Genomic DNA, 22,781 nt, shown 5'->3' on the forward strand with positions numbered 1-22,781 from the left:
CTTCACCACCTTCGGCGTGACTTGGCAGTACACCTGGTTCGATTGAATCCGCAGCCGCCGGACAGGCGCTCAGTCTCTCTCGCCGGCGGCTTCCCAGTACGGGGCGACGTCCAGCCCGGCTTTCCTCAGCCCGTCGATCATCCTGGCGATGATGGCCGGATCGATGTTCCGCCGCTCGAACTCGAACACGGCCTTGTCTCCGAAATTCGGGTAGAGCCGCAGGATCTCGTTGATTTCGTGGGCCGCGTCGTCCTTGCTGCCGGTCTGGCCATGGATCATCGCGAGCACGACATGGGTGTAGACGAGGTTCGGAGTCCCGATCCTTCGGGCCTCCGCCAGAGCCTCGTCGTACCGTCCATGCATGTAATGGAACAAGGCGATGAAGAGGCGATACCAGCTGGGTTGAGCCGGGTTGCGTTCGAACGCCTCCCTTATGAGGGGAATACCCGTGTCCCAATCACCGGTGAGACTGTAGGCCCTGCCGAGATCGGCGAGGATGTCGCTGTCGTGCGGGTTGAGAGCAAGCGCCCGCTCGTACGACGCGATGCTGAGAGGCACCTCGCGCCGCAGCCAGTGGGCAATCCCGAGGGCCTGGAGCGGCAGCGGATTGTCCGGCGCCAAGGCCACGGCGTGACGCGCCACCTGGAGGGCCGTGCCGACCGGATCGGGACGCTCGGTGCTCGGGTTGAAATCGACCCGGAGCTCGTCCGTGTAGATGAAGGCGAGGGCCGCCCAGGCATCGGCGTAGTTGGGATCGGTCTCGACCGCCCGTTCCAGGCAGGCCCGGACCTGTTTGTGCATCTCCGCGTCCGGCTGCCGCCAGTACTCACGGGTCCGCAGGACACATTCGTAGGACGACAACGAGTCGGAAGCGCGCCCGGCGGTGCTTTGCAACTCCACCTTCTCTATGACGCCGTGCGGCTGCACCAGCACGCGGGCGGCCTTGGCGGCGATGTCGTGCCGCAGGTCGATCATGGTACCGGAATTGAATTCCCGCCGGAAGCTGTCGGACCAGAGATACCGGTTGTCCGAAGCCCGCAGCAGGGCCGCGTTGACCTGGATCTCGCCCGCCACCCGGGTGATGCTGCCCTTCAGCACATAGTCTATGCGGGCGTCCGGGACGGCGTCGCGCAGAGCGGGCCCGGTGCGGAAACGGAAGCTGGTGTCGGCATCGTAGACGAGGACGTTCTTGAAGCGTAGCAGGGCGTTGATGACTTCCTCCGTGATTCCCCTGGCGAAGATTTCCTGCGCCGGGTCGTCACCGTCATTCTCGAACGGCACCACCATGATCGAGGGAACCCGCCCGGTGATTCTCCGCTCCTCTTCGGAAACCTGGGTCTGGAGAGAAAGGCCTTCTCCCCAGAGGGGCATGATCAGCACGGCCGACAGGGACAGGATGCCCACCAGAAGGCAAGTCCGCTTCGGCAAGGACCAGCGGGACGGCGTCAAGGGCGGACTCGAAGGCACCGCCTCCCCGGCGACCTGATCGGCAGCCGCGGGAGTTGGATTGATCTCGACCAGTCGTCCCGCAGCCAACCGTCCCTCGGCTGGCTGTTCATCATCTTCCAGGGGGACGGGAACGGAGGCTGCGGCCTCATCCCTCACGATGAACCGAGGCACATAGCCACCCTTCGGGATCGTGATCCGGACCCGGTCCGCAATTCCCTCGGTCAGATAATAGTGCTCCAGGCAGCGGCGGAGCCGGCCGGCCTCGATCCGGACCACCGGATCGGTTACGGGGTCGAAGCTCGGATCCCGGTCGAAGGCGTCGATCGCGATGGTGTAGGCTTTGATCCGATCGGCTTGTCCCGCAAGCGTTTCCTCCACGATGAATTTCAGGAAACGCCGCTTCCTTTCAGAATTGATGAACTCCCGGCTGTTGATGACGCGCTGGAGCGTTTCTTGGATGAGCTGGGGCGGAATCACTTCGTCGGCATCATGAGACATGGGACTGCCTGACCGTTTGTCGCACTCGAATTGAGGTCGATACATCGGCGCTCTGAGAGTTTCGACTTTGCACAGCGATTAGAGAAGACTAGCAAATCTCTTGCTGGATTCGTTGAATGATATCAATGGTAGTTCATGAGTCCAACTGACTATCGGCAATATAGAACCGCTTCTAGAGCATCTTGATCAACCCGTGCGCACGCACTGAGAGTTCAAGAAGCCTGACTGCTCTGCAATGGGTGCAATCGTCCAGATTTTTGAAAGTAAATTCATGACCATTAGTTTATATTGATATTAATTGATGGTCACAAAAAAGGTAGGCTCAATACTTTTGCTAATGCCACTGATCCGCAGTGATGGATAGCCTTTATGAAGACTATAGGATTGTGCCTGATCTTTCAGGCCGCGAAAAGTGATATGTTCCAATAACCCAGCGATACCACCTTGGCATCCCGCTTGCGCACGGGATTCGCGTGATCGACCTGTTACGGTATCAAGTTTACGGTTGCAGGCTTTACAGGTGCGGGCGAGCCGATCAGCCTTCTGGCTGGCTTGTTTGACCGCTCGACCTATCAGCCGATCAGCCGCGGACTCAGCTTCCGCCTTCTCAAGCATCGAAGGCTTTACTCCAAAACCGGTGAGAGCGTCCATGTCGGAGAGGGTTCGGTATATCGTCGAACGGTTTCCAGACTTGGCGTCGGCTGTCAAGCAGTACAGTTCGGACAATCGCTTCTTCCGCGGACTATGCGAGGACTACGGAGAGGCGGTCGAAGCCTTGCTGCAATGTGAAAGTTCGAACAGTCCCAGGGATTCCGAACGTGCCGACGCCTGCCGCGAACTCATCATGGATCTTGAACGTGAAGTCCTGATCGAGCTGCATCGGTGGAACGATGACCACGGAGGTCCCGCCTGAACCGCATCGGAGGCCCGGAAACGGGTCCGGGCCTGATGCAGGTTACCGTAGCATACTCCCGCCGATCCGCGCCCGGTCCCATCCTGCAGCCCTTGATGCATGAACTTGCCCAGAGGGCAAAACCACGGGAGAAAACAATGGGCAATAGAGCCGAGAGCCGCACCTGGTCATCCCCGCTCATCACCGCCGGCATCGTCGTCAGCCTGCTTCTCGGCGGTTTCGCCCTGTCCCCCACCATCGCGGCCCCCCGGACCGCCGAGACCGAGAAGACGGCCGACAAGAAGAACGCCGAGCACTATATCGAACTGGTGCGCCGGGATCTGCGTCAGGACAGGCGCGAAATAATCGGGGAGGCGCTGGCCCTCAATCCGTCAGAAGCCGAAGCGTTCTGGCCGGTCTACGAGCGCTACGAAGCGGAACTGAACCGTCTCGGTGACGAGAAGCTCGCCTTGATCAATGATTACGCGGATAACTACAAAACCATGACCGAGGCCAAGGCCGGCGAACTGACCCGCAAGGCCATAGACCTGGACATCCTGCGGACGAGCCTGCTGCAGCAATACCTGCCGCAATTCCAGAAGGTGCTGACCAACAGGCGCGCCGCGCAGTTCTATCAGATCGAGATGCCCCTGCTGAAGATCGTCGATCTTCAGATCGCCGCCCAGTTGCCGATGATGCCCTGATCGGCCGGCGCTCACGCCTCGCTGTGGGCGGCAGGCTTGCGACTCCGCCTCTCTTTCTCCATCCCGATCCATTCCATGACCAGCGTACAGCCGAGGGCGATAAGGCACGGTCCAAGAAACAGCCCGATGAAGCCGAAGGTGAGCAGGCCGCCGAACAGTCCGAGAAGTATCATCATCATGGGAAGGTCGCTGCCCCGGCTCACCAGGAAGATTCGCAGCAGCGCCTCGATCACGCTGAACACCATGACGCTCCAGACGATCAGGAAGATGGCCCACCCGGTCTCCCCGATGGTGAACAGCCAGATCGTCGCGGGCAGCCAGATCAGTATCGGCCCGACCGGGACCAGCGTCAGGAAGAAGCATAGGAACCCGAGCAGGATTGCCCCGGGGACACCGGCGATCCAGAAGCCGATCGCCGCCAGAACGGCCTCCGTAAGGTTGGTTCCGATGATGCCGTAGACGACACTCTTCAAGGTGCCGGCCGCGACATCCAGCAGACGGGGGCCTCGCCGTCCGGCCAGCCGCTCCAGCACGGAGCCGAGGGCCACGGCGGCGCGCTGGCCATCACGGTACAGGAACAAGGCGATCAGCAGGCTGATGAAGATTTGCAGTACGCCTGAGCCGATCAATGCGCCGAAGCCAAGGATCCAGGCTCGCGCGTGCTGGACATAGGGTTCCAGCGTGGCGGCCGCTTCGACGCTGCCAGCTGACAGGTCGGACCAGAACGCGTGGAACCGGGACCCCAGCAGCGGCACCGTCTCCACCCAGGGCGGCGGGCACGGGGAACACCGCTGTTCCGCCATTCCTGAAGCTTAGCGGCAATCTGCGCGACATTCTCCGCCAGATTGTGGCCGAGCAGCACCAGCGGGATCAGGAAGACGGTGAAAGCCGCCAGGGTCAGGAGGGCCGCCGACGCGCCCGTACGCCCGCCCAGCGCCCGCGTCGGCCTGACGTGCATCGGCCAGGTCGAAATGGTGAGGATGATGCCCCACAGCAGCGCTGACAGGAACGGCTTCATCACCAGATAGCACCCGATCGCCAGGATCAGCAGGCAGGCCAGGGCCACCACGCGCTCGACCAGATGGTCGCCGTCATTTCTTCGAAGGCGGCTGCCCAGGCCGGTGGTTTGAGCAGCACTTCCCAAATGCCTGTCGATCATGGTCGGCGCCCCTCCAACGAGTATGTCCAACGCGTTCCAATACCTCCCGGTGGCAACGCGGGAGACATGGAAATCGGCGTCAGTAAACGCATCGCGCGCGATCGATGCCGACATGAGGCCAAGTCAATGAAATCAGTATCGGCGTCCTCGCATGGCGTCGGCAGTAGCTTACGGTAGCAAGCCGTGGTGTGAGGGCACCGCCGCCGGATCACCGGCCCCGAAAATCGCCAGCCGAGCGGGTACGCTGGCATCCATTCTTCGGAGGCTTTCCATGGTACTGCCATCTCTCCAGGGGAAACGCGGCCTCGTGGTGGGTATCGCCAACGCGAACAGCATCGTTTCCCCCCAAACTTCGCAACAGGAGATCCCATTGGGATGCGGCATATGCAGGATCTAGATCTGCAAGGATCCACTCATCCAGGGGGCGAGCCGATCCCGAACGAGAAGCGTGTCGGCGCTGGCCGTACGGAACTGCATCTGCCAGCGCCCTGTAGCGTTCGCTGCAATGCCCAGGGTTAATAAAGCTTTTGTGCAAGTTTTGGAGTCCAAATGCTGACCCCAGTTACCAAAAGAGTTCTTATGCATGTTGTTAACCACCGCAGAGGTAATGTTGCATAAAATCCAGGAATTTTACTTTCAAATGGTGAACTATGCCATGGCGCGCTCCCAGTCGCGGATTTTCCAGTTTGGACAATCCGGGAAAGCCTTGATCTCTCGAAGATCGATTGGCCGGCCCCAGCGTGGCAGCCTGCGCAATAAAGAAGGGAACCATCACCGCATCGCCCCCTCCCAAAACCCCCGCAGCATCCCCTCCAGCCCCCCGTCATCCCCGCCGCTCACCATCGCGCCGAACGCATGCGTGCCGAGATAGTCCGCGTGCGCATAGGCGGCGGCGCCGTCGTCCAAGGCTGGTACGATGATGGAGGATCCTGCCGCCCTCGTGCCGTTTCGGCGCAGGGCGTCGCGGTAGACGTGGAGGTCGCGGAGTGCGTCGTGGATCGAGCCGCGGCTGGCGCGGTACTTGGCGTCCAGGACCAGCCAGCGACCGCAGGCGCCGTCCTTGTCGAACGACACGATGTAGTCCGGGCGGAACTCTCCAGTCAGGCAGTGCCATTCGCGGACGCGGTTGGACAGTGCGTGGAATTTCCGCTGGTAGTACGGTGCTGAACCGTCTTTCCGCGCGCTCCGGCTCGGCGCGCAGGATAGGGGTAAGGAGGGCGCGCAATCTCTCGGTATCGACAAGTCCGGCCTGCATGACATCGCTCAGAAGATCGAGCACGGCATCCGTGGCGACGCCGAGGTGCCGCGCGCGTTGCCGTGCGGGAGCGGGGACCTGGGTCCGAAGCGATATGCGGAGGTCGGCGCCGCGGGCTTTCGAAAATCGCGGGCAGGCGGGAAGAGTGCGGCGCCAGTACTTGGCCGCCCAGGAAGCGCTAGGCAAACAAGGCTTTGGTAGGGAGTTGGTTGGGGGACTAGGATTCGAACCTAGGCTGGCGGAGTCAGAGTCCGCTGTCCTACCACTAGACGATCCCCCATCAAGCTCAGGTGCGGTGCGCTTCGTTTCGGCGCCGTCCCGTGCTCGGGTGCCGGTGTATAGCAAAGCGGATCGGCGTGCGAAAGCCCTTTTTCCAACTTTTTTCCGCGCGCCGTCCTCCGGCCGCCCTCCCGCTGCCCGACCAATTAAGGAGGGACGCCGCCGAAAGGCGTCCTTTCATCGCGGGGGAGGATTGAGCTACCATGATCAATCCGGGCGCTCGGCCCGGATCGGCCATGTTCAGCCATGGTCGGCCATGGGGGCGTCCGCGGAGACGGTTGGGGGCAGCGTGAACATCGAGTTGGGCATCGATCGGCAGGGGACGGCGGCGGGCATGCGCCCGGCTTCGTACACGCGGCCGGTTTTCGCCGCGCTCGATCTCGGCACCAACAATTGCCGATTGCTGGTGGCGAAGCCGCTGGTCGGCGGCGGGTTCCGCGTGATCGACGCGTTCTCTCGCATCGTCCGGCTGGGCGAGGGCGTCAGCCGGACGCGGATGCTGTCCGAGGCCGCCATGGAACGCTCGCTGGCGGCGCTTCGCATCTGCGCCGCCAAGCTGGAGCGGCGCGGGGTCACGGCGGTGCGGGCGGTCGCGACCGAGGCGTGCCGCCGGGCCGAGAACTGCGACGACTTCATCGATCTGGTGGAGCGCGAGACCGGCATCCCGCTCGACATCATCTCGACCCACGAGGAGGCGCGGCTGGCGTTGGCCGGCTGCGCGCCGCTGCTGGACCCGGCCGTGCGCAACGCCCTGGTGTTCGACATCGGCGGCGGCTCGACCGAGCTGATGTGGCTGGAACTGGGCAGCGGCGGGCGGCCGCGCATGATCGACCAGATCTCGGTGCCCCAGGGAGTCGTCGGCCTGACCGAGTCGTACGGCGGCGACCGGGTGTCGGCATCCACCTACGTGACCATGGTGGACGAGATCGCGGAGGCGCTGGCGGCGTTCGAGGCGCGCAACGGCATCCGGCGCTCGGTCGAGCGCGGCGAGGTCCAGATGCTCGGCACCTCCGGCACCGTCACCACGCTGGCCGGCATCCATCTCGGCCTTCAGCGCTACGAGAGGTCGGTGGTGGACGGCAGTTATCTCCAGATCGACCACGCCCGGGCGGTCAGCCGCCGGCTGCTGGAACTGGACTTCAACGGCCGCGCCGCCTATCCCTGCATCGGCCGGGAGCGCGCCGACCTCGTCGTCGCCGGCTGCGCCGTGCTGGAGGCGATCTGCGACACCTGGCCGGTCACGCGGCTGCGGATCGCGGACCGCGGCCTGCGCGAGGGGATCCTGGTCGACCTGATCGCCGCCAACGGGTCCTGAGCGGCCTTGCGCCTGGCCCCGGGGTGAAATTTGCCGCGTGAAACCGGCTTGCACTTCCTATATCAGGCACCATGACCAGCAAATCCTCCGGACCGAACACGCCCAGCGGCCGCAATTTCGGCGTGCGGGTGAAGACCGCCAAGAAGCGCTCCCTGTCGTCCACCCTGTGGCTTCAGCGCCAGCTCAACGATCCCTATGTCGCGGAAGCGCAGAAGCGCGGCTACCGCAGCCGCGCCGCGTTCAAGCTGCTCCAGCTCGACGACAAGTTCCGCATGCTGGCGCCGGGCAAGCGGGTGGTGGACCTGGGCGCCGCCCCCGGCGGCTGGACCCAGGTGGCGGTGGAGCGGGTGAAGCCGCAGAACGGCAAGGGCAAGGTCGTCGGCCTTGACATATTGGAGATGGAGCCGGTCGAGGGCGCCATAACCTTCCAGTGCGACTTCAACGACGACGACGCGCCCGACCGGCTGAAGGAAGCCCTGGACGGGCCGGCCGACATCGTGCTCAGCGACATGGCGGCGCCGACCACCGGCCATCCCCAGACCGACCATATCCGGATCATGGCCCTGGCCGAGCTGGCCTATGACTTCGCCGCCCAGGTGCTGGCGCCCGGCGGCGCCTTCGTCGCCAAGGTGTTCCAGGGCGGCACGGAGCGGGAGCTGCTGGACCGGCTGAAGCGGGACTTCGCGTCGGTCAAGCACGCCAAGCCGCCGGCCAGCCGAGCGGATTCCGCGGAGACCTACGTGGTGGCGACCGGCTTCCGCGGCGCGTCGGCCGATCATCTCCGGGGTCTGGGAGCCGACGGGAGCGAGTAGGGCATCCCTTGGACCGGATCTATCTGGACCATATGGCGTCCACGCCGCTCGACCCGGCCGTCCTGGACGAGATGCTGCCCTGGCTGGCGCCGGGCGCCGCCGGCAATCCCCACTCGGCCGGTCACCGCGCCGGCTGGCGCGCGGCGGAGGCGATCGAGCGGGCGCGGGGCGAGGTCGCGGCCCTGATCGGCGCGCGGCCCGGCGAGGTCCTGTTCACCTCGGGCGCCACCGAGGCGAACGGCCTGGCGCTTCTGGGCGCGGTGCCGGAGGGGTGGCCGGTCGCTGCATCCGCCATCGAGCATCCCAGCGTGCTGGCCTGCGTCGCGGAGCTGGCGCGGCGGGGGCATCCGGCCCGGCTGCTGCCGGTGGACGGCGCGGGGCGGGTCGATCCCGGGGCGCTGGACGGGATGGGGCCGGCGCTGGTCTCCGTCATGGCGGCCAACAACGAGGTCGGGACGATTCAGCCCGTCGGCGAACTGGCGCGGCGCTGCCGCGAGGCCGGCGGGCTGTTCCATACCGACGCGGTCCAGCGCCTCGGCAGCGGGAGGATCGACGTCGCGGCGCTGGGCATCGACCTGCTGAGCCTGTCCGGGCACAAGCTGCACGGGCCGATGGGGATCGGCGCCCTGGTCGTGCGGCAGGGGGTGGCGCTCCGGCCGCTGCTGTTCGGCGGCGGGCAGCAGGGCGGGCGCCGGCCTGGAACCCTGCCGACCGCCCTGTGCGTCGGGCTGGGTGCCGCGTGCCGGATCGCGGGGGAGCGGCGGGACGCCGAAGCCCTGCGGCTGGCGGGGCTGCGCGAGCGGCTGTTCGGGGCGCTGGCGGCGGGCCTGCCGGGGCTTCGGCGCAACAGCCCCGAGGGGGACGGCGGGCTGCCGGGCTGTCTACACGTCTCCGTTCCCGGGGCGGACGCGGCGGACCGGCTGCTCGACCTGGACGAGCTGGCGCTGTCCACCGGGTCGGCCTGCAGCAGCGGCCAGGGCGGGCCGTCCCACGTGCTGCTCGCCATGGGCCGCTCGGCGGAGGAGGCGTTCGGCAGCATCCGGATCGGGCTGGGGCGCTTCACGACGGAGGGTGAGGTCGACCGCGCGGCGGCGCTGCTGGTCGAGGCGTTCGGCGGCCCGCGGGGCTGAGTTCAGGCCCGGGGGTCGTAGTCCAGCACGTCGGCCAGCGCCGCCCGGGTCTCGGTCACGACGAAATCCGCGAAGGCCCGGGCCTTGGCCGGGAGCAGGGTGCGGTGCGGATAGAGCACGGCGAGGACGGCCGGTTCCGGCGGGAAATCGGGCAGGACGACGCGCAGCGCGCCGCTGCGCAGATGCCCGGCCACCTCCCACACCGGCTTCATGGCGATGCCCTGGCCGTCCAGCAGCCAGTCCGTCAGGACATCGCCGTAGTCGGCGTCGAAGCTGCCGGTCACCGCGACCTTGGCGGGTCCTTCGGGAGTGTTCAGGCTCCACTGGTATTGCTGGGAGCCGGGGAAGCGCAGCAGCAGGCAATTGTGGCCGGCCAGGTCCTCCGGCCGCTCCGGCTCGCCGGCGGCATCGAGATAGGCGGGGGCGGCGCACAGCACGCGCGGGCAATCCGCGATCTTGCGCACGACGAAGGCGCTGTCGCGCAGCACCGCCATGCGGATCGCGACGTCCACCGCCTCGTGCAGCAGGTCGATCAGGTGGTCGGACAGCCTCAGGCGGACATCGACCAGGGGATAGGCCTCGCGGAATCGGGGGATCATCGGCCCCAGCACGCGGCGGCCGAACCCCAGCGGGGCGGTCACCCTCAGGCTGCCGGACGGAACGCCGGTCGCGGAGGCCAGGTTGGTCTCGGCCCGCTCGACGGCGTCCAGCACCTCCAGGCAGTCACGGTAGAAGATGTGGCCGTGCTCGGTCGGCTGGAGCTGGCGGGTCGTGCGGTTGAGCAGGCGCACGCCCAGATGCTGCTCCAACTGCTGAATGCGGTGGCTGACCACCGCCGGCGACATGCGGAGGCTGCGGCCGGCGGCCGACAGGTTGCCCATGTCCACGACCCGGACGAAGGTCCGCATGTTCTCGAGCAGTGACACGCCCGCTACCCTTTCCTGTCCGGGGCCGCCTCAGGGGGGCGCCCGATCTTTCTGAATCGTTTGAAGGTCCTGCCGCACGGCCCCGCTTCCCGGCCGGCGCGAACGCGTTTACCGTTCATGCCGCACCGCATCCATCGGCAAGGGGGCGGGCAGGGAACAGCGGAGAGGGCGAGATGGACGCGATCGTTTGGGAATGGGTGAATTTCATGCTGCGGTGGCTCCATGTCATCACGGCGATAGCGTGGATCGGGTCGTCCTTCTACTTCGTGCATCTCGATGCCAGCCTGCGCCGCCGCGAGGGCCTGCCCAAGGGAACCCACGGCGAGGCGTGGCAGATCCACGGCGGCGGCTTCTACCACATGGTCAAGTATAACGTCGCCCCGGCGCAAATGCCCGACGAACTGACCTGGTTCAAGTGGGAGGCCTATGCGACCTGGATCAGCGGCTTCTTCCTGCTGGTCGTGCTGTATTACCGCGGCGCCGACCTGTTCCTGACCGACCAGACCGTGATGGAGCTGTCCCAGTGGCAGGCGATCGCGATCAGCGCCGGGTCGCTGGTGCTGGGCTGGGTCGTCTACGATCGGCTGTGCAAGTCGCCGGTGGGCCGCAACGACACGGCGCTGATCCTGACCGGCTTCGTCCTGCTGGTGCTGGCGGCCTGGGGCTTCTCGGAAGTTTTCAGCGGGCGCGGCGCCATGCTCCAGGTCGGCGCGCTGATCGGCACCATGATGGCGGCCAACGTCGCGCATACCATCATTCCCAACCAGAAGAAGGTCGTCGCCGACCTGCTGGCCGGGCGCTCGCCCGACCCGGCCCTGGGCAAGGAGGCCAAGCAGCGCTCCATGCACAACAACTACCTGACGCTGCCGGTGCTGTTCCTGATGGTCAGCAACCACTACCCGCTGGCCTTCGGGACCGGCCACATCCCGGAGATCGTCGCCCTGGTGCTGGTGGTCGGCGCCACGATCCGCCACTTCTTCAACAGCCGCCATGCCGGCAAGCCGACGCCGTGGTGGACCTGGGGCGTGGCGGTCGCCGGGGTCGCGGGCATCATCTGGCTGAGCGCGCTGGGTCCGAACGCCGACGCGGTGGCCTCCGCCGCCAACGCGGCCGAGCCGGTCGAGTTCGCCCAGGCCGAGGAGGTGATCCTGACCCGGTGCAGCATGTGCCACGCCGAGACCCCCGCGTGGGAGGGCCTGCCCGCGCCGCCGCGCGGGGTCCGGCTCGACACGCCGGAGGAGATCCGGCGCCACGCCGGGCAGATCCGCCTGCAAGCCGTGTTGTCCGACGCCATGCCGCCGGGCAACATCACCATGATCACGCCGGAGGAACGGCAGGTGCTGGCGGCCTGGACCAACGGCGCCAGATGATCGAAGCGGTCGGCCGGCGGGAACGGACGACAGGGTACGGGAGCGTAGCGGAAGGATGAGGGACATGGTTGGATCGGCGCCGGAGCTGAAGGCGATCCGCGGACGGCTGCTGAGCTTCACGGCCGAGCCGGCCGGGCCGGGCGACACGGCGAGCTACCGCCTGATCGGGGACGGGCTGGTCGTGGTGCGGGACGGCAGGATCGCGGAAGTCGGCGAAGCCTCGGCGCTGCTCCCCGGCCTGCCGCCGGGAACGCCGGTGGACCATCACCCGGACGGGCTGATCGTACCCGGGCTGATCGACACCCACATCCATTTCCCCCAGACCCAGGTGATCGCGTCCTACGGCGCGCAGCTCCTGGAATGGCTGAACAAATACACCTTCGTCGAGGAGCAGCGCTTCGCCGACCCCGATCACGCGGCCCGCAACGCTGTTTTCTTCCTGGACGAGCTGCTGCGCAACGGCACGACCACGGCGGTGGTCTACGCGACCGTGCATCCCGGCTCGGTCGAAGCCCTCTTCGCGGAGTCGGAGCGGCGCGGGACCGCCATGATCGCCGGAAAGGTGATGATGGATCGCAACGCGCCGCCCGGCCTGCGCGACACGGCGCAGTCGGGCTATGACGACAGCCGGGCGCTGATCGGCCGCTGGCACGGGCGGGGCCGGCAGCTCTACGCCGTGACCCCGCGCTTCGCGATCACCTCGACCGAGGCGCAGCTGGAGGCGGCGGGCGCCCTGAATCGGGAGTTCTCCGGCGTCTACATGCAGACCCATCTGTCCGAGAACCTGAAGGAGATCGAGACGGTGCGCGGCCTGTTCCCGGACGCCCGCCACTATACCGACGTCTACGACCGCTACGGGCTGCTGGGCGAGCGCTCGCTGTTCGGCCACTGCATCCATCTGGAGGACGACGAGGTCCTCCGGCTGTCGGAGAGCCGGTCGGTCGCGGTGTTCTGCCCGACCTCCAACCTGTTCATCGGCAGCGGGCTGTTCGACCTGGAGCGGCTGGCGCGCGGCGGGAACCCGGTGCGGGTGTCGATCGCGACCGACGTTGGCGGCGGCACCAGCTATTCCATGCTGCGCACGGCGGCGGAGGGCTACAAGGTGCTCCAGCTCGGCGGGCAGAACCTGCCGGCGCTGTCGGCCTTCCACATGATGACGCGCGGGAACGCCCTGAGCCTGGGGCTGGGCGGCACCATCGGCACGATCGAGCCCGGCTGCTTCGCCGACTTGGCGGTGCTGGACGCGCGGGCCACGCCCGCCATGGCGCACCGGATGGAGACGGTGGCCGGCGACCTGGACGAGGAACTGTTCGTCCTGATGACCCTGGGCGACGACCGCGCGGTGGCCGCGACCTATGTCCAAGGGCGGCGGGTTTGGGACCGGGAAATGGGCGGATCAGGCTGACTTGGCGTTGCAGCCGGTGACGATGTCACTGGCCGGGTCTGTTCATGTCGTCCCGAACTTCGGCACGCTGTCCAGCAGGGTGCGGGTATAGGGATGCCGTGGGGCGTCGAACAGGGTGCGGCGCGGGGCCTGCTCGACGATGCGGCCCTGGCGCATCACGGCGACGGTGTCGCACAGGGATTCGACGACGGCGAGGTCGTGGCTGATGAAGAGGTAGGCGAGGCCCAGGTCCGTCTTCAGTCGGTTCAGCAGGTTCAGGATCTGCGCCTGGATCGACACGTCCAGGGCGGAGACCGGCTCGTCCAGCACGATCAGCCGCGGATCGGCGGCCAGCGCCCGGGCGATGCCGATGCGCTGGGCCTGCCCGCCGGAGAGTTCGTGGGGATGGCGGTCCAGGAATTCGGGCCGCAGGTTGACGAGGTCCATCAGCTCCTCGACGCGGCGGCGCCGGTCGGGCTTGGGCATGCCCAGCAGGTGGATCAGCGGCGCCTCCAGGATGGCGGCGACGGTCTTGCGCGGGTTGAGCGCGCCGGACGGGTCCTGGAAGACGAACTGGACCTTGCGGTGGAACTCCCGGGAGCGGCGCCGGCCGACCTCGGCGCCGTCGATCAGGACGGTGCCGGAGGTCGGTTCCTCCAGGCCGACCAGCAGGCGGGCCAGGGTCGATTTGCCGGACCCGGATTCGCCGACGACGCCCAGCGTCTCGCCCGGGCTGACGGCCACGCTGACGCCGTCCACCGCCTGGATCCGCGGCTTGCGGGACCAGCCGCCGCCGAAGCTCTTGTGCAGGTCGCGGGCTTCGAGCAGGGGGGCGGTCATGCCTCGCGCGCCCTGATGCAGCGGGAGGCCCGGCCGGGGGCGAGAGGATCGAGTTCGACGTCGGCGGCCCGGCAGCGGTCGATGACCCGGTCGCAGCGGTCGGCGAAATGGCAGCCGCGGGGCAGGCGGTTGACCGCCGGGGGCAGTCCCGGGATGGCGTCCAGCGCGCGCTCCGGCCGGCCCAGGACCGGCACGCAGGACAGCAGCCGGCGGGTGTAGGGGTGGCGCGGGTCGCGCAGCACCTCGGCGACCGGTCCGGTCTCCACGACGCGGCCGGCATACATCACCATCACCCGGTCGCAGAGTTCGGACACCACGCCGAAATCGTGGGTGATGAACAGCAGGGCGGTGTCGCGCTCGCGGCGCAGGTCGCGCAGCAGGTCCAGCACCTCCGCCTGGATCGTCACGTCGAGCGCCGTGGTCGGCTCGTCCGCGATGATGATGTCGGGGTCGTTGGCGAGCGCCATGGCGATGCCGATGCGCTGGCGCTGCCCGCCCGACAGCTCGTGCGGGTACGAGGCGGCCCGCCCGGCGGCGTCGGGGATGCGGACCCTGTCCATCAGCTCGACCGCGCGGGCCATGGCGTCGGCCCGGCCCTTGCCCTGGTGGCGGCGGATCGTCTCGGCGATCTGCTCGCCCACGGTCATCAGCGGGTTCAGGGTGCCCAGCGGGTCCTGGAAGATGTAGGCGATCCGGTTGCCGCGCAGCTCCTGGAGTTCGGCAAGCTTCAGGCCCAGCAGGTCCCGGCCGCGGTAGCGGATGCGACCCTTGACGATGCGGCCCGGCGGCGTCGGGACCAGCCCGAGTATCGAGAGGGCGGTGACCGACTTGCCCGATCCGGACTCGCCCACGATGCCGAGGCATTCGCCGGGGGCGAGGTCGAAACTGACGTCGTCGGCCGCCTTGTAGCGCTCCCCGCCCAGCAGGAAATGGGTGCTGAGGTTGCGGACGCTCAGCAGTGCCGCGGGATCGGGCGGGTCGCCGGCGAGCGAGCCCGCGTCCGGGGCGACTTCGGTCGCGGCACCCGGGCGGACCAGCCCGCCGGAGCGGAGGCGGGGGTCGAGCATGTCGCGGATGCCGTCGCCCACCAGGTTGATGCCGATCACCAGCAGCAGGATCACCAGCCCGGGGATCAGCGCCACGTGGGGGGCCACCAGCACGAGGCTGCGCGCCTCCCCCAGCATGGAGCCCAGGTCCGCCTGCGGCGGCTGCGCGCCGAGGCCGAGGAAGCTCAGCCCGGCGGTTTCCAGGATCATCCAGCCAAGCGTGGTGGACAGGGTGATGACGATGACCGGCAGGAGGTTCGGCAGGATCTCGCCGGTCAGGATGGAGAAATCGCCCTGGCCGCCGAGGCGCGCCGCGTCCACATAGTCCCGGCGGACGAGGCCCAGGGTGACTCCCCGCACCGACCGGGCGAAGAACGGGATATTGACGATCGAGATGGCGAACAGGGCGTTGAGCAGCCCGGGACCCAGCGCCGCGACGATGGCCAGCGCCAGCAGCAGGTAGGGAAAGGCCATCAGCATGTCGATCGCCCGCATCAGCACCGTGTCGACCCAGCGGCCGTAGAAGCCGGCGACGATGCCGATCAGCGAGCCGACCAGGGCGGCGGCCAGGGCCGCGACCGCCCCGACCGCGAGGCTGACGCGGGTGCCCCAGACGATGCGGGACAGCATGTCCCGGCCGAGCTGGTCCGCCCCCAGGAAGTGGCCGGGGCTGAAGGGGGCGGCCAGCCGCGCCGGCAGGTCGGTGGCGTTGGGGTCGGGCAGGGGCAGGATCGGCGCCGCGACGGCGGTCAGCACGATCACCGCCAGGATCGCGAGCCCCAGCACGGCCAGGTGGTTCCGCCGCAGCCGCGCCCACCAGCCGGGCCGCTGCGGGCGGCGGGGGGCGGTATCCGCGGCGGCGGGAGCTTCGGCCGCCGTCATGTGCCGATCCTCGGGTCGAGCATGTGCTGCACCAGGTCGGCCGCCAGGTTGATCAGGACGTAGCAGGCGGCGACGACCAGGACGCCGCCCTGGACCAGCAGGATGTCGCGGGTCGAGATCGCGGTGACCAGCATCCTGCCGATGCCGGGCCACTGGAACACGGTCTCGATATAGACGGCGCCGCCCAGCACGAAGCCGGTCTGGATGCCGATGACCGGCACGATGTTGACCAGGGCGTTGCGCAGCGCGTGCCCGTAGGTGACGGTCCGCTCGTCCAGCCCCTTGGCGCGGGCGGTCCGGACGAAGTCCTGGCGGAGCACCTCCAGCATGGTGGAGCGGGTCAGGCGCGCGATCACGCCGGTCGCGACCACGGCCAGCGTGATCGCGGGCAGCGCCAGATGGTGGAGCAGGTCGGGCAGGTCGCCGCCGCCATAGATCGCGTACATGCCGCTGACCGGAAACCATCGGAGCTGGACCGAGAATACCAGCACCAGGATCAGGCCGAGCCAGAAGGACGGGGTGGACAGGCCGACCAGGACCAGGAGGGTCAGGGTCTTGTCCTGCCAGCCATATTGCCGGACCGCGGAGACCACGCCCGCCGCGAGGCCGAGGACGGTGCAGAGGACGAGGGAGGCGCCGGCGAGCAGCAGCGTCGGGCCGAGACGGTCGCCGATCTCGTCCAGGACCGGGCGGTTGAGGCTGTAGGACCGGCCGAAGTCGCCCAGCATCAGGTTGCCCAGCCAGATCCCGTACTGCTCGACCAGGGAGCGGTCGAGCCCCAACTCCCGGCGCAGGTCGGCGACGTTCTCCGGCGTGGCGAAGCTTCCCAGGATGGCGAGCGCCGGGTCGCCGGGGATCAGCGCCATGATCAGGAACACGATCACCGAGATCCCGAACAGGACCGGCACGATCATCGCCAGCCGGCGAAGCGCGTAGGACAGCATCGGCACGTCCCCTAGCCGCCGGACTTGGAGACGTGGGCGAGGTCGAGCAGGAACGACGGCTGGAGCTCGAACCCCTTGACGCGGTCCGTGGCGACCGCGTTCTGCTTCCAGTTCGCGACGAAGGCCCAGGGGGCGTCCTCCCGCACGATGCGCTGGACCCGCTTGTAGAGGTCGGCTCGCTCGTTCCGGTCGGTCGATCGCCGGGCCTCGACCAGCAGGCGGTCCACCTCCGGATTGGAGTAGTAGCCGGAATTGAACCCGCCGCTCTCGGGCAGCGCCTCGGTCCGCAGGGTCAGGAAGGGCAGAGTGTCCGGGTCGTTGGTCATCCAGGCCATCTGCGCCATGTCGGCCTTGCCGGCGAGGCCCTGGTTGACCAGTCCCAGGTAGGTGTTCCACTCGTAGGTCTGGATGTTCACCTTCAGGCCCACCTTGGCGAGGTCGGCCTGGATCGCCGTCGCCATGGGGATCGGCGCCAGCATGCCGGAGCCTCCCTCCGCGACCAGGAAGGTCAGCTCGGCATTCTCGGCCCCGGCCTCGCGCAGGAGCCGGCGGGCGCGGTCGGGGTCGTGGGGATAGGGCTCCAGGGTGTCGTCGTGGGCCCACTCGAAGGCGGCGGGCACGATGCTGTCCGCGACCGTCGCGGTGCCCTGGAGCACCTGGGTCACGAGCGCCTGCTTGTCGATCGCAAGGTTGACCGCGCGGCGGGCACGCGGGTCCTTGAAGGGGCCTTCCCGGGTGTTGAGGATCAGGAACCAGAGGTGCGGACCGGCCTGCTCGTACAGGGTGAAGCCGCCCGCCTTCTGGAGCAGGTCCACGGCGTCGGGCGGCACCTCGACCATCAGGTCCAGGCCGCCGGCGAGCAGTTCGGTCAGCCGGGTGTTGGCGTCGGTCAGCGGGCGGAAGATCACGGCCTGGAGCGTCGGCGCGCCGTCCCAATAGTCGGCGTTACGCTCCAGCACCACCTTGGCGTTGCTCTCCCACTGAGCGAACCGGTAGGCCCCGGTCCCGACGGGCTGGCGGCCGAACTCCTTGCCGGCGGCGCGGACCGCGGCGGGTGAGACCAGCAGGCCGGTCGGGTAGGCCAGGTTGGACAGCAGCGGGGCGTAGGGTTCCTTCAGGTGGAACCGGACGGTCAGCGGATCGACCGCCTCGGTCCGTTCCACCGCGCTGAAGAAGAAGGCCAGCGGGAACGGGCCGGTGTCGTGCTGCGGGTGCTTGTCGTCGAGCATGCGGTCGAAGTTGAACTTGACCGCCTCGGCGTCGAACGGCGTCCCATCGTGGAAGGCGACGCCGTCGCGCAGGTGGAAGGTATAGGTCTTGCCGTTCTCCGAAACCTCCCACGAGCGGGCCAGGGCCGGCTCGACCTCCAGGGTGCCGCTCCGGAACCGCACCAGCCCGTCATACAGGTTCATCAGAATGCGGAAATCGTTGGTCGCGGTCACGGCGTGCGGGTCCAGCGACTTCGGTTCGGCGATCTGGCCGACGACCAGGACCTCGTCCGGGATCTGGGACGCCGCCGGGTTCCGGACGGCTCCTCCCATCAGCAGGAGGGCCGCCAGGGCCATGCCGGTGGCTGCCGCCGCCCAAGTCTTGCCTGCCATTCCGGACCTCCCCGATATCCCGCCGTCCTTTCGGGAACGACTGGAGGGGACCGTTGTTCCGGGCGGCGGAACTCTCAGGAGGTCAGGTCAGGCCGGCATAGATCGCCTTCAGGTCCACCGAGCAGCCCAGCGAGGGCAGCCCGACCAGGCCGTGCCCCTCGAAGCGGAGGCTGGTCCAGGAGCCGGAGAAGCGCCGGTGGACCTCGACCAGCTTGTCCGAGCAGGACGCGGCGAAATAGGCCTGGAGCGACGGGACCTTGAGATAGGCATCGCGCCGGGCGCGCCAGCGCGGGTCGCTCGGGTCCCCCTCGTCCACGTCGACGGCCAGGATCGGGGCCACCGGCCGGCTGCGCCCGAGCGAGCAATGCCCCTGCACGACCACCACGTCGGGCCACAGTTCCTCGCCCGCCGGGCCGGGGATGACGACACCGCCGCTCAGTACATGGAAATCCTGGCGGATCGGGCAGGCCCGATGGATGGCGACCAGCAGGTTGGCCGACACCGCCGCATGGGACAGCCGGCCGCCGTCGTCGGGCTGGCCGGTGTCGAAGTGAAGGGCGCCGCTCCCCTGCATGGCGGAGCGGCTGGGAATGAGGCTTCCCGGCATGGTACTGGAATCCATTGCTGTACGTGAAATCCGCGACCGCGGACCGTGCCGCCCGCTACATCGTGTCGACGGTGCTTCCGGGGGCGGCAGGGGAGAAGTAAACTGGCACGTATCGAACGGGATGACAATGATCCTTTAGACTTCTATCAACCACAAATGATTTGGTAAAAGGCTATCGATACATCCGTATGCTTGGGCGGGCGGGTCCTGTTCTTCGCCCGTATGCAGCGATCGGAAAGACCGGGATGGCAGCGTGACGATTCGCAGACGCAGTTTGATGGAGCATCCGCTGTGCGGCGCCGATCTCCGCACCCTTTCCACCGTCCTGGTGCGGAACGGTCCCGTTCCGGCCGCCCATCTGCCGCAGGTCGCGGCGGCCTTCGGGTCGGCCCTGGGGCGGCTGCCGTTCACGGCGGCGGAGCGGGCCTGGACGGCTTGGCGGCTCCGCCGGGAACGGGACCTCCCGCCGCCGCTGTTCATCCTGGGCCACTGGCGGAGCGGTACAACCCACCTCTACAACGTCATGAGCCGGTCTCCCCGGTTCGGCTTCGTGCCGCCGCTGGCGGTGGGACTGCCCTGGGACGTCCTGACCCTCGGCCGGTTGCTGCGGCCGTGGCTGGAGCGGGCGCTGCCGGAGAGCCGCTATATCGACAATGTCGCGGTCACCCCGGACAGCCCGCAGGAGGACGAGATCGGGCTGGCCAACATGATCCCGCTGTCGTTCTACCACGGGATCTATTTTCCGCGCCGGTTCGACGAGAACCACGCCGCCGGGGTCTTCCTCGACGGCTGCGGCGAAGAGGATATCCGGCGCTGGCGGGATGCCTTCGTCTATTTCCTGCGCAAGGTGGCGCTCCAGCAGGGACGCGACTGGCTGCTGGTCAAGAACCCGGTCCACACGGCGCGGGTGGACCTGCTGCGGGCGATCTGGCCCGACGCGAAGTTCATCCACATCCACCGCGACCCTCACGAGGTCTTCGTCTCCACCGTCGGCTTCTATCGCAAGCTGCTGGCGCAGTTCGCCCTGCAGCCATACGAGCATGTGGATATCGAGCGCGTCGTGCTGGAAACCTATCCGCGGATGATGTCCGCCCTGATCGAGCAGACCCACGACCTGCCGTCCGACCGCTTCGTAGAGGTCGGTTTCGACCGGTTCGAGCGGGACCCGCTGGGGGAGGTCGCACGGATCTACAGGACGCTCGACCTGCCCGGGTTCGACGAGGCGAGGCCGCGGTTCGAGGCCTACCTGGGCACCGTGAAGGATTATTCGAAGAACAGCTACCGGCAGGACGAGGCCGTCCGGCAGCGGGTCCGGCAGGCCTGGGCTCCCTATGTGGAGCGCTTCGGGCGGGAGACGGCGGGGCTTGCCGGGTGAGGCTGGCGGCCGTCGTCCTGGTGCTGGCGCTCGCGACGGGGCCGGCGAGGGGGGCGACATGCGGACCGGTGACACTGGTCGACGAGGCGACCGGGCGGGTGGTGGTCGGGGCGGAGGACATCGCCCTGGATGCCGGGAGCGGCCTGGCCGTGATATCCGCCCATGACCGGCTTTCCGGGGACGACCCGAGGGGCGGGCTGTACGAGCTGGATCTGGAACGCCTCGAACCGGGCGGGGTGCGGGTGCGCGACCTGGCGGGAGGAGCTGTCCGGCGACCCCACGGGATCGACCTGTACGAGGGGAAGACCCTGTTCGTGGTCGATCGGGGAGACGGGGCCGCCGGTTCGACGGCGGTCCGGATCATCGGGCTGTCCGACGGGGAGAGGCGCCGCGTGGAAAGCCCGCTGCTGTGCCGGGCCAACGACGTGGCGGCGCTGGACGGGGAACGGTTCCTGTTCACCGCCGACCACGGAGCCTGCGGGAGCCTCGGCGTGGCGGCCGAGAACGTCCTGGGGCTTGAGCGGGGCTTCGTCGGGTATTTCGACGGCGACGCCGTCCGCGCGGTCGCGCACGGCCTGGATTTCCCCAACGGCATCGCGGTGGATCGGCGGCGCGGCGACGTCGTGGTGGCCGCGACGCGGGGCCGGGAGCTGCTGGTCTATGGGCTGGCGGACCTGATGGAGGGCAAGCCGGCCCGCCGCAGGATCCCGCTCGACGGCGCGCCGGACAATCTCTCCATCGAGGGAGGCGGCGGGATCCTGGCGGCGCTGCATCCCGCCCTGTGGCGCCTGGCGCTCCACCGTTACGGGCTGCCGGGGGGAGAACGGGCGCCGGCGAGGATCGAGGCGCTGGACCCGGAGGGCGGCGTGCGGCGGATCTTCGAGGACGACGGCGCCCGCCTGTCGGCCGCGACGGTGGCGGTGAGGTGGCGGCACAAGCTGCTGATCGGGTCCGTGCTGGGCGAACACCTGCTGCTGTGCCGCTGATCAGGCGAGATCGCGGAGCGTGTCGGCGAGGGTCTCGGCCAGCGGGCGCGGCGCGAAGCCCAGGTCGCGGCGGGCCTTCGACGTATCCAGCTCGACCCCGGCCAGCGCCAGCCGCACGCCTGTCAGGGGAGCCTGGGGAGGGCGGTGGGTCACATGGTCGGCCAGCCATTCCGACGCATGGCCGGCGGCCAGGGCGAGCCGGCCGGGGATCGCCCGGCTCTTCCCGGCGTGCCCGGTCAATGATGCCACCCGGTCGATCAGGTCGGCCATGGCGACGGTCTCGCCGCCCAGGATGTAGCGTTCGCCGATACGCCCCCGCTCGGCCGCGAGGATGTGGCCCAGGGCGGCGTCCCGCGCGTCGACCAGGTTCAGCCGGCAGGGCAGGTGGAACGGCATGGCGCCGGCGGCGAGCATGCGGAGCATCCGCGTCGGCGGCGTGCCGCTGCGGTCGCCGGGACCGACCAGGGCGGTGGGATTGACCACGACGACCGGCAGCCCGCCGCGGGCCGCCTCCAGGGCCGCCTGTTCCGCGAGGAATTTCGACCGGCAATAGGGGCCGGCCATGTCGTCGAGGCCGGTGCGGGTGTTCTCATCGACCATCCGCCGACCATTGGCGGGCCACGGGATCAGGACGGCTTCGGTCGAACAGTGGACGAGGCAATCCAGATGCCGGCGCGCGGCCTGCTCCAGCACGATCTCCGTGCCGACGCGGTTGACCTGATCGAAGCTGGACTTGTCCGAAAGCCAGAGGTGGGGAATGCCGGCCAGATGGTAGAGGCGGTCCATGCCATCCAGCGCCCGGGCAACCGCCGAAGCGTCCGTGACCGAGCCGGCGACGGCATCGACGCCGGGGGGCAGGGAAGCGGATCCGGCGGTATCGAGCACGCGGACGCGCTCGCCCCCGGCCAGCAGGGCAGCGACCAGATGCCGGCCCAGGAAACCGCACCCGCCGGTGACCAGCGAGGCGGTCATGCCGGCAGGTCGAGGAAGTTAATGCCCATCATTCCGTCTGCTTCCCGTTGGCTGAAGGCGTGCCGGTGGTTCACCCAGCTTTAACAAACCTGGGCCGATCATCGACCCTGATACTGGAACGCTTGATTGATGCCTGGAACAGAGGGAATGCGACGATACCGGTGACAATGCCATGAGTACGCTCCGCAGGATCGACAAGATATCCGCCTCGGCACCTTATCTGCTTCATGTCGCTTGGCGGGGCGGCGTGCACGATGACGTAGACATGACTGGTGTGGTGAATGGTCTTGAGATATTCGCTTCACTGAGGGATCTCGTACTATTCGCAACGGTGAAGGTCGTAGATTGGGGCAGC

General features: G+C 68.0%; 20 protein-coding genes and 1 tRNA gene. 8 read left to right on the forward strand and 13 right to left on the reverse strand.

From position 1 onward, the window contains the following. Positions 1–69: 69 nt before the first annotated feature. Both JL101_RS10255 and JL101_RS10260 read right to left on the reverse strand, forming a co-directional pair. Positions 70–1,947, reverse strand: coding sequence for a tetratricopeptide repeat protein (locus tag JL101_RS10255; protein WP_203099060.1), 1,878 nt, complete (start codon positions 1,945–1,947; stop codon positions 70–72). Positions 1,948–2,241: 294 nt separating this feature from the next. Then, complete coding sequence (locus tag JL101_RS10260; protein ID WP_203099059.1) at positions 2,242–2,673, reverse strand: hypothetical protein; 432 nt, start codon at positions 2,671–2,673, stop codon at positions 2,242–2,244. A 282-nt stretch (positions 2,674–2,955) separates the two neighbouring features. Between JL101_RS10260 and JL101_RS10265 the strand changes: the two genes are divergently transcribed. Next, positions 2,956–3,543, forward strand: a complete 588-nt coding sequence (locus tag JL101_RS10265; RefSeq protein ID WP_203099058.1) for a hypothetical protein — start codon at positions 2,956–2,958, stop codon at positions 3,541–3,543. Between the two features lie 11 nt (positions 3,544–3,554). Here the strand turns inward: JL101_RS10265 and JL101_RS10270 are convergent, their stop codons facing one another. The 4 genes from JL101_RS10270 to JL101_RS10285 all read right to left on the reverse strand — a co-directional run bounded on the left by JL101_RS10270 (position 3,555) and on the right by JL101_RS10285 (position 6,237). Next, positions 3,555–4,256 (reverse strand): AI-2E family transporter, encoded by a 702-nt coding sequence (locus tag JL101_RS10270; RefSeq protein WP_228435482.1) that lies wholly within the window; start codon positions 4,254–4,256, stop codon positions 3,555–3,557. Further along, positions 4,169–4,816 carry an AI-2E family transporter gene (locus JL101_RS10275; protein ID WP_228435391.1) on the reverse strand — a complete coding sequence of 216 codons (648 nt, stop codon included), beginning with the start codon at positions 4,814–4,816 and terminating at the stop codon, positions 4,169–4,171. Before JL101_RS10275 ends, JL101_RS10270 begins: the two co-directional genes overlap by 88 nt. Before the next feature lie 657 nt (positions 4,817–5,473). Further along, positions 5,474–5,962 carry a nuclease domain-containing protein gene (locus tag JL101_RS10280; protein ID WP_228435392.1) on the reverse strand — a complete coding sequence of 163 codons (489 nt, stop codon included), beginning with the start codon at positions 5,960–5,962 and terminating at the stop codon, positions 5,474–5,476. A gap of 201 nt (positions 5,963–6,163) precedes the next feature. Continuing rightward, positions 6,164–6,237, reverse strand: a tRNA-Gln gene (locus tag JL101_RS10285). 288 nt (positions 6,238–6,525) lie between these two features. Here JL101_RS10285 and JL101_RS10290 point away from each other — a divergent pair. The 3 genes from JL101_RS10290 (at position 6,526) to JL101_RS10300 (ending at position 9,493) form a co-directional block, all read left to right on the forward strand. After that, a complete protein-coding gene (locus JL101_RS10290; RefSeq protein ID WP_228435393.1) occupies positions 6,526–7,551 on the forward strand; it encodes a Ppx/GppA phosphatase family protein in 1,026 nt (341 codons plus the stop codon). 71 nt (positions 7,552–7,622) lie between these two features. Further along, positions 7,623–8,363: an RlmE family RNA methyltransferase gene (locus JL101_RS10295; protein ID WP_203099055.1), complete on the forward strand. Its 741-nt coding sequence runs from the start codon at positions 7,623–7,625 to the stop codon at positions 8,361–8,363. An 8-nt stretch (positions 8,364–8,371) separates the two neighbouring features. Continuing rightward, complete coding sequence (locus JL101_RS10300; RefSeq protein WP_228435394.1) at positions 8,372–9,493, forward strand: cysteine desulfurase family protein; 1,122 nt, start codon at positions 8,372–8,374, stop codon at positions 9,491–9,493. Between the two features lie 2 nt (positions 9,494–9,495). Here JL101_RS10300 and JL101_RS10305 read toward each other — a convergent pair whose 3' ends face one another. Continuing rightward, the gene (locus JL101_RS10305) at positions 9,496–10,419 is read right to left on the reverse strand and encodes a LysR family transcriptional regulator (protein WP_203099054.1); all 924 of its coding nucleotides are present in this window, start codon (positions 10,417–10,419) and stop codon (positions 9,496–9,498) included. A gap of 173 nt (positions 10,420–10,592) precedes the next feature. On the opposite strand from JL101_RS10305, the gene JL101_RS10310 reads away from it, so the two are divergent. Then, a complete protein-coding gene (locus JL101_RS10310) occupies positions 10,593–11,789 on the forward strand; it encodes a urate hydroxylase PuuD (protein WP_203099053.1) in 1,197 nt (398 codons plus the stop codon). 64 nt (positions 11,790–11,853) lie between these two features. Next, positions 11,854–13,194: a guanine deaminase gene (gene guaD / locus JL101_RS10315; RefSeq protein WP_456115343.1), complete on the forward strand. Its 1,341-nt coding sequence runs from the start codon at positions 11,854–11,856 to the stop codon at positions 13,192–13,194. Between the two features lie 42 nt (positions 13,195–13,236). On the opposite strand, the gene JL101_RS10320 is transcribed toward guaD, so the two are convergent. The 5 genes from JL101_RS10320 to JL101_RS10340 all read right to left on the reverse strand — a co-directional run bounded on the left by JL101_RS10320 (position 13,237) and on the right by JL101_RS10340 (position 19,093). Then, entirely contained in the window at positions 13,237–14,013 is a 777-nt protein-coding gene (locus tag JL101_RS10320) for an ATP-binding cassette domain-containing protein (protein WP_203099051.1), read from the reverse strand. Further along, positions 14,010–15,941, reverse strand: coding sequence for a dipeptide/oligopeptide/nickel ABC transporter permease/ATP-binding protein (locus JL101_RS10325; protein WP_203099050.1), 1,932 nt, complete (start codon positions 15,939–15,941; stop codon positions 14,010–14,012). Before JL101_RS10325 ends, JL101_RS10320 begins: the two co-directional genes overlap by 4 nt. Continuing rightward, positions 15,938–16,885, reverse strand: a complete 948-nt coding sequence (locus JL101_RS10330; RefSeq protein WP_203099049.1) for an ABC transporter permease — start codon at positions 16,883–16,885, stop codon at positions 15,938–15,940. Before JL101_RS10330 ends, JL101_RS10325 begins: the two co-directional genes overlap by 4 nt. An 11-nt stretch (positions 16,886–16,896) precedes the next feature. Beyond that, entirely contained in the window at positions 16,897–18,486 is a 1,590-nt protein-coding gene (locus JL101_RS10335; protein ID WP_203099048.1) for an ABC transporter substrate-binding protein, read from the reverse strand. An 82-nt stretch (positions 18,487–18,568) separates the two neighbouring features. Then, positions 18,569–19,093: a Uma2 family endonuclease gene (locus JL101_RS10340; protein ID WP_203099047.1), complete on the reverse strand. Its 525-nt coding sequence runs from the start codon at positions 19,091–19,093 to the stop codon at positions 18,569–18,571. Between the two features lie 253 nt (positions 19,094–19,346). Here JL101_RS10340 and JL101_RS10345 point away from each other — a divergent pair, with 253 nt between their 5' ends. Both JL101_RS10345 and JL101_RS10350 read left to right on the forward strand, forming a co-directional pair. Continuing rightward, on the forward strand, positions 19,347–20,468 hold the full coding sequence (locus JL101_RS10345) for a sulfotransferase family protein (RefSeq protein WP_228435395.1): 1,122 nt from the start codon (positions 19,347–19,349) through the stop codon (positions 20,466–20,468). Next, a complete protein-coding gene (locus JL101_RS10350) occupies positions 20,465–21,454 on the forward strand; it encodes a hypothetical protein (RefSeq protein ID WP_203099046.1) in 990 nt (329 codons plus the stop codon). Before JL101_RS10345 ends, JL101_RS10350 begins: the two co-directional genes overlap by 4 nt. Here the strand turns inward: JL101_RS10350 and JL101_RS10355 are convergent, their stop codons facing one another. After that, positions 21,455–22,426 carry an NAD-dependent epimerase/dehydratase family protein gene (locus JL101_RS10355; protein ID WP_203099045.1) on the reverse strand — a complete coding sequence of 324 codons (972 nt, stop codon included), beginning with the start codon at positions 22,424–22,426 and terminating at the stop codon, positions 21,455–21,457. It lies immediately after the preceding gene. Positions 22,427–22,781: the final 355 nt, after the last annotated feature.

It is taken from the genome of Skermanella rosea (assembly GCF_016806835.2).
In the GTDB taxonomy this organism is placed as follows: domain Bacteria; phylum Pseudomonadota; class Alphaproteobacteria; order Azospirillales; family Azospirillaceae; genus Skermanella; species Skermanella rosea.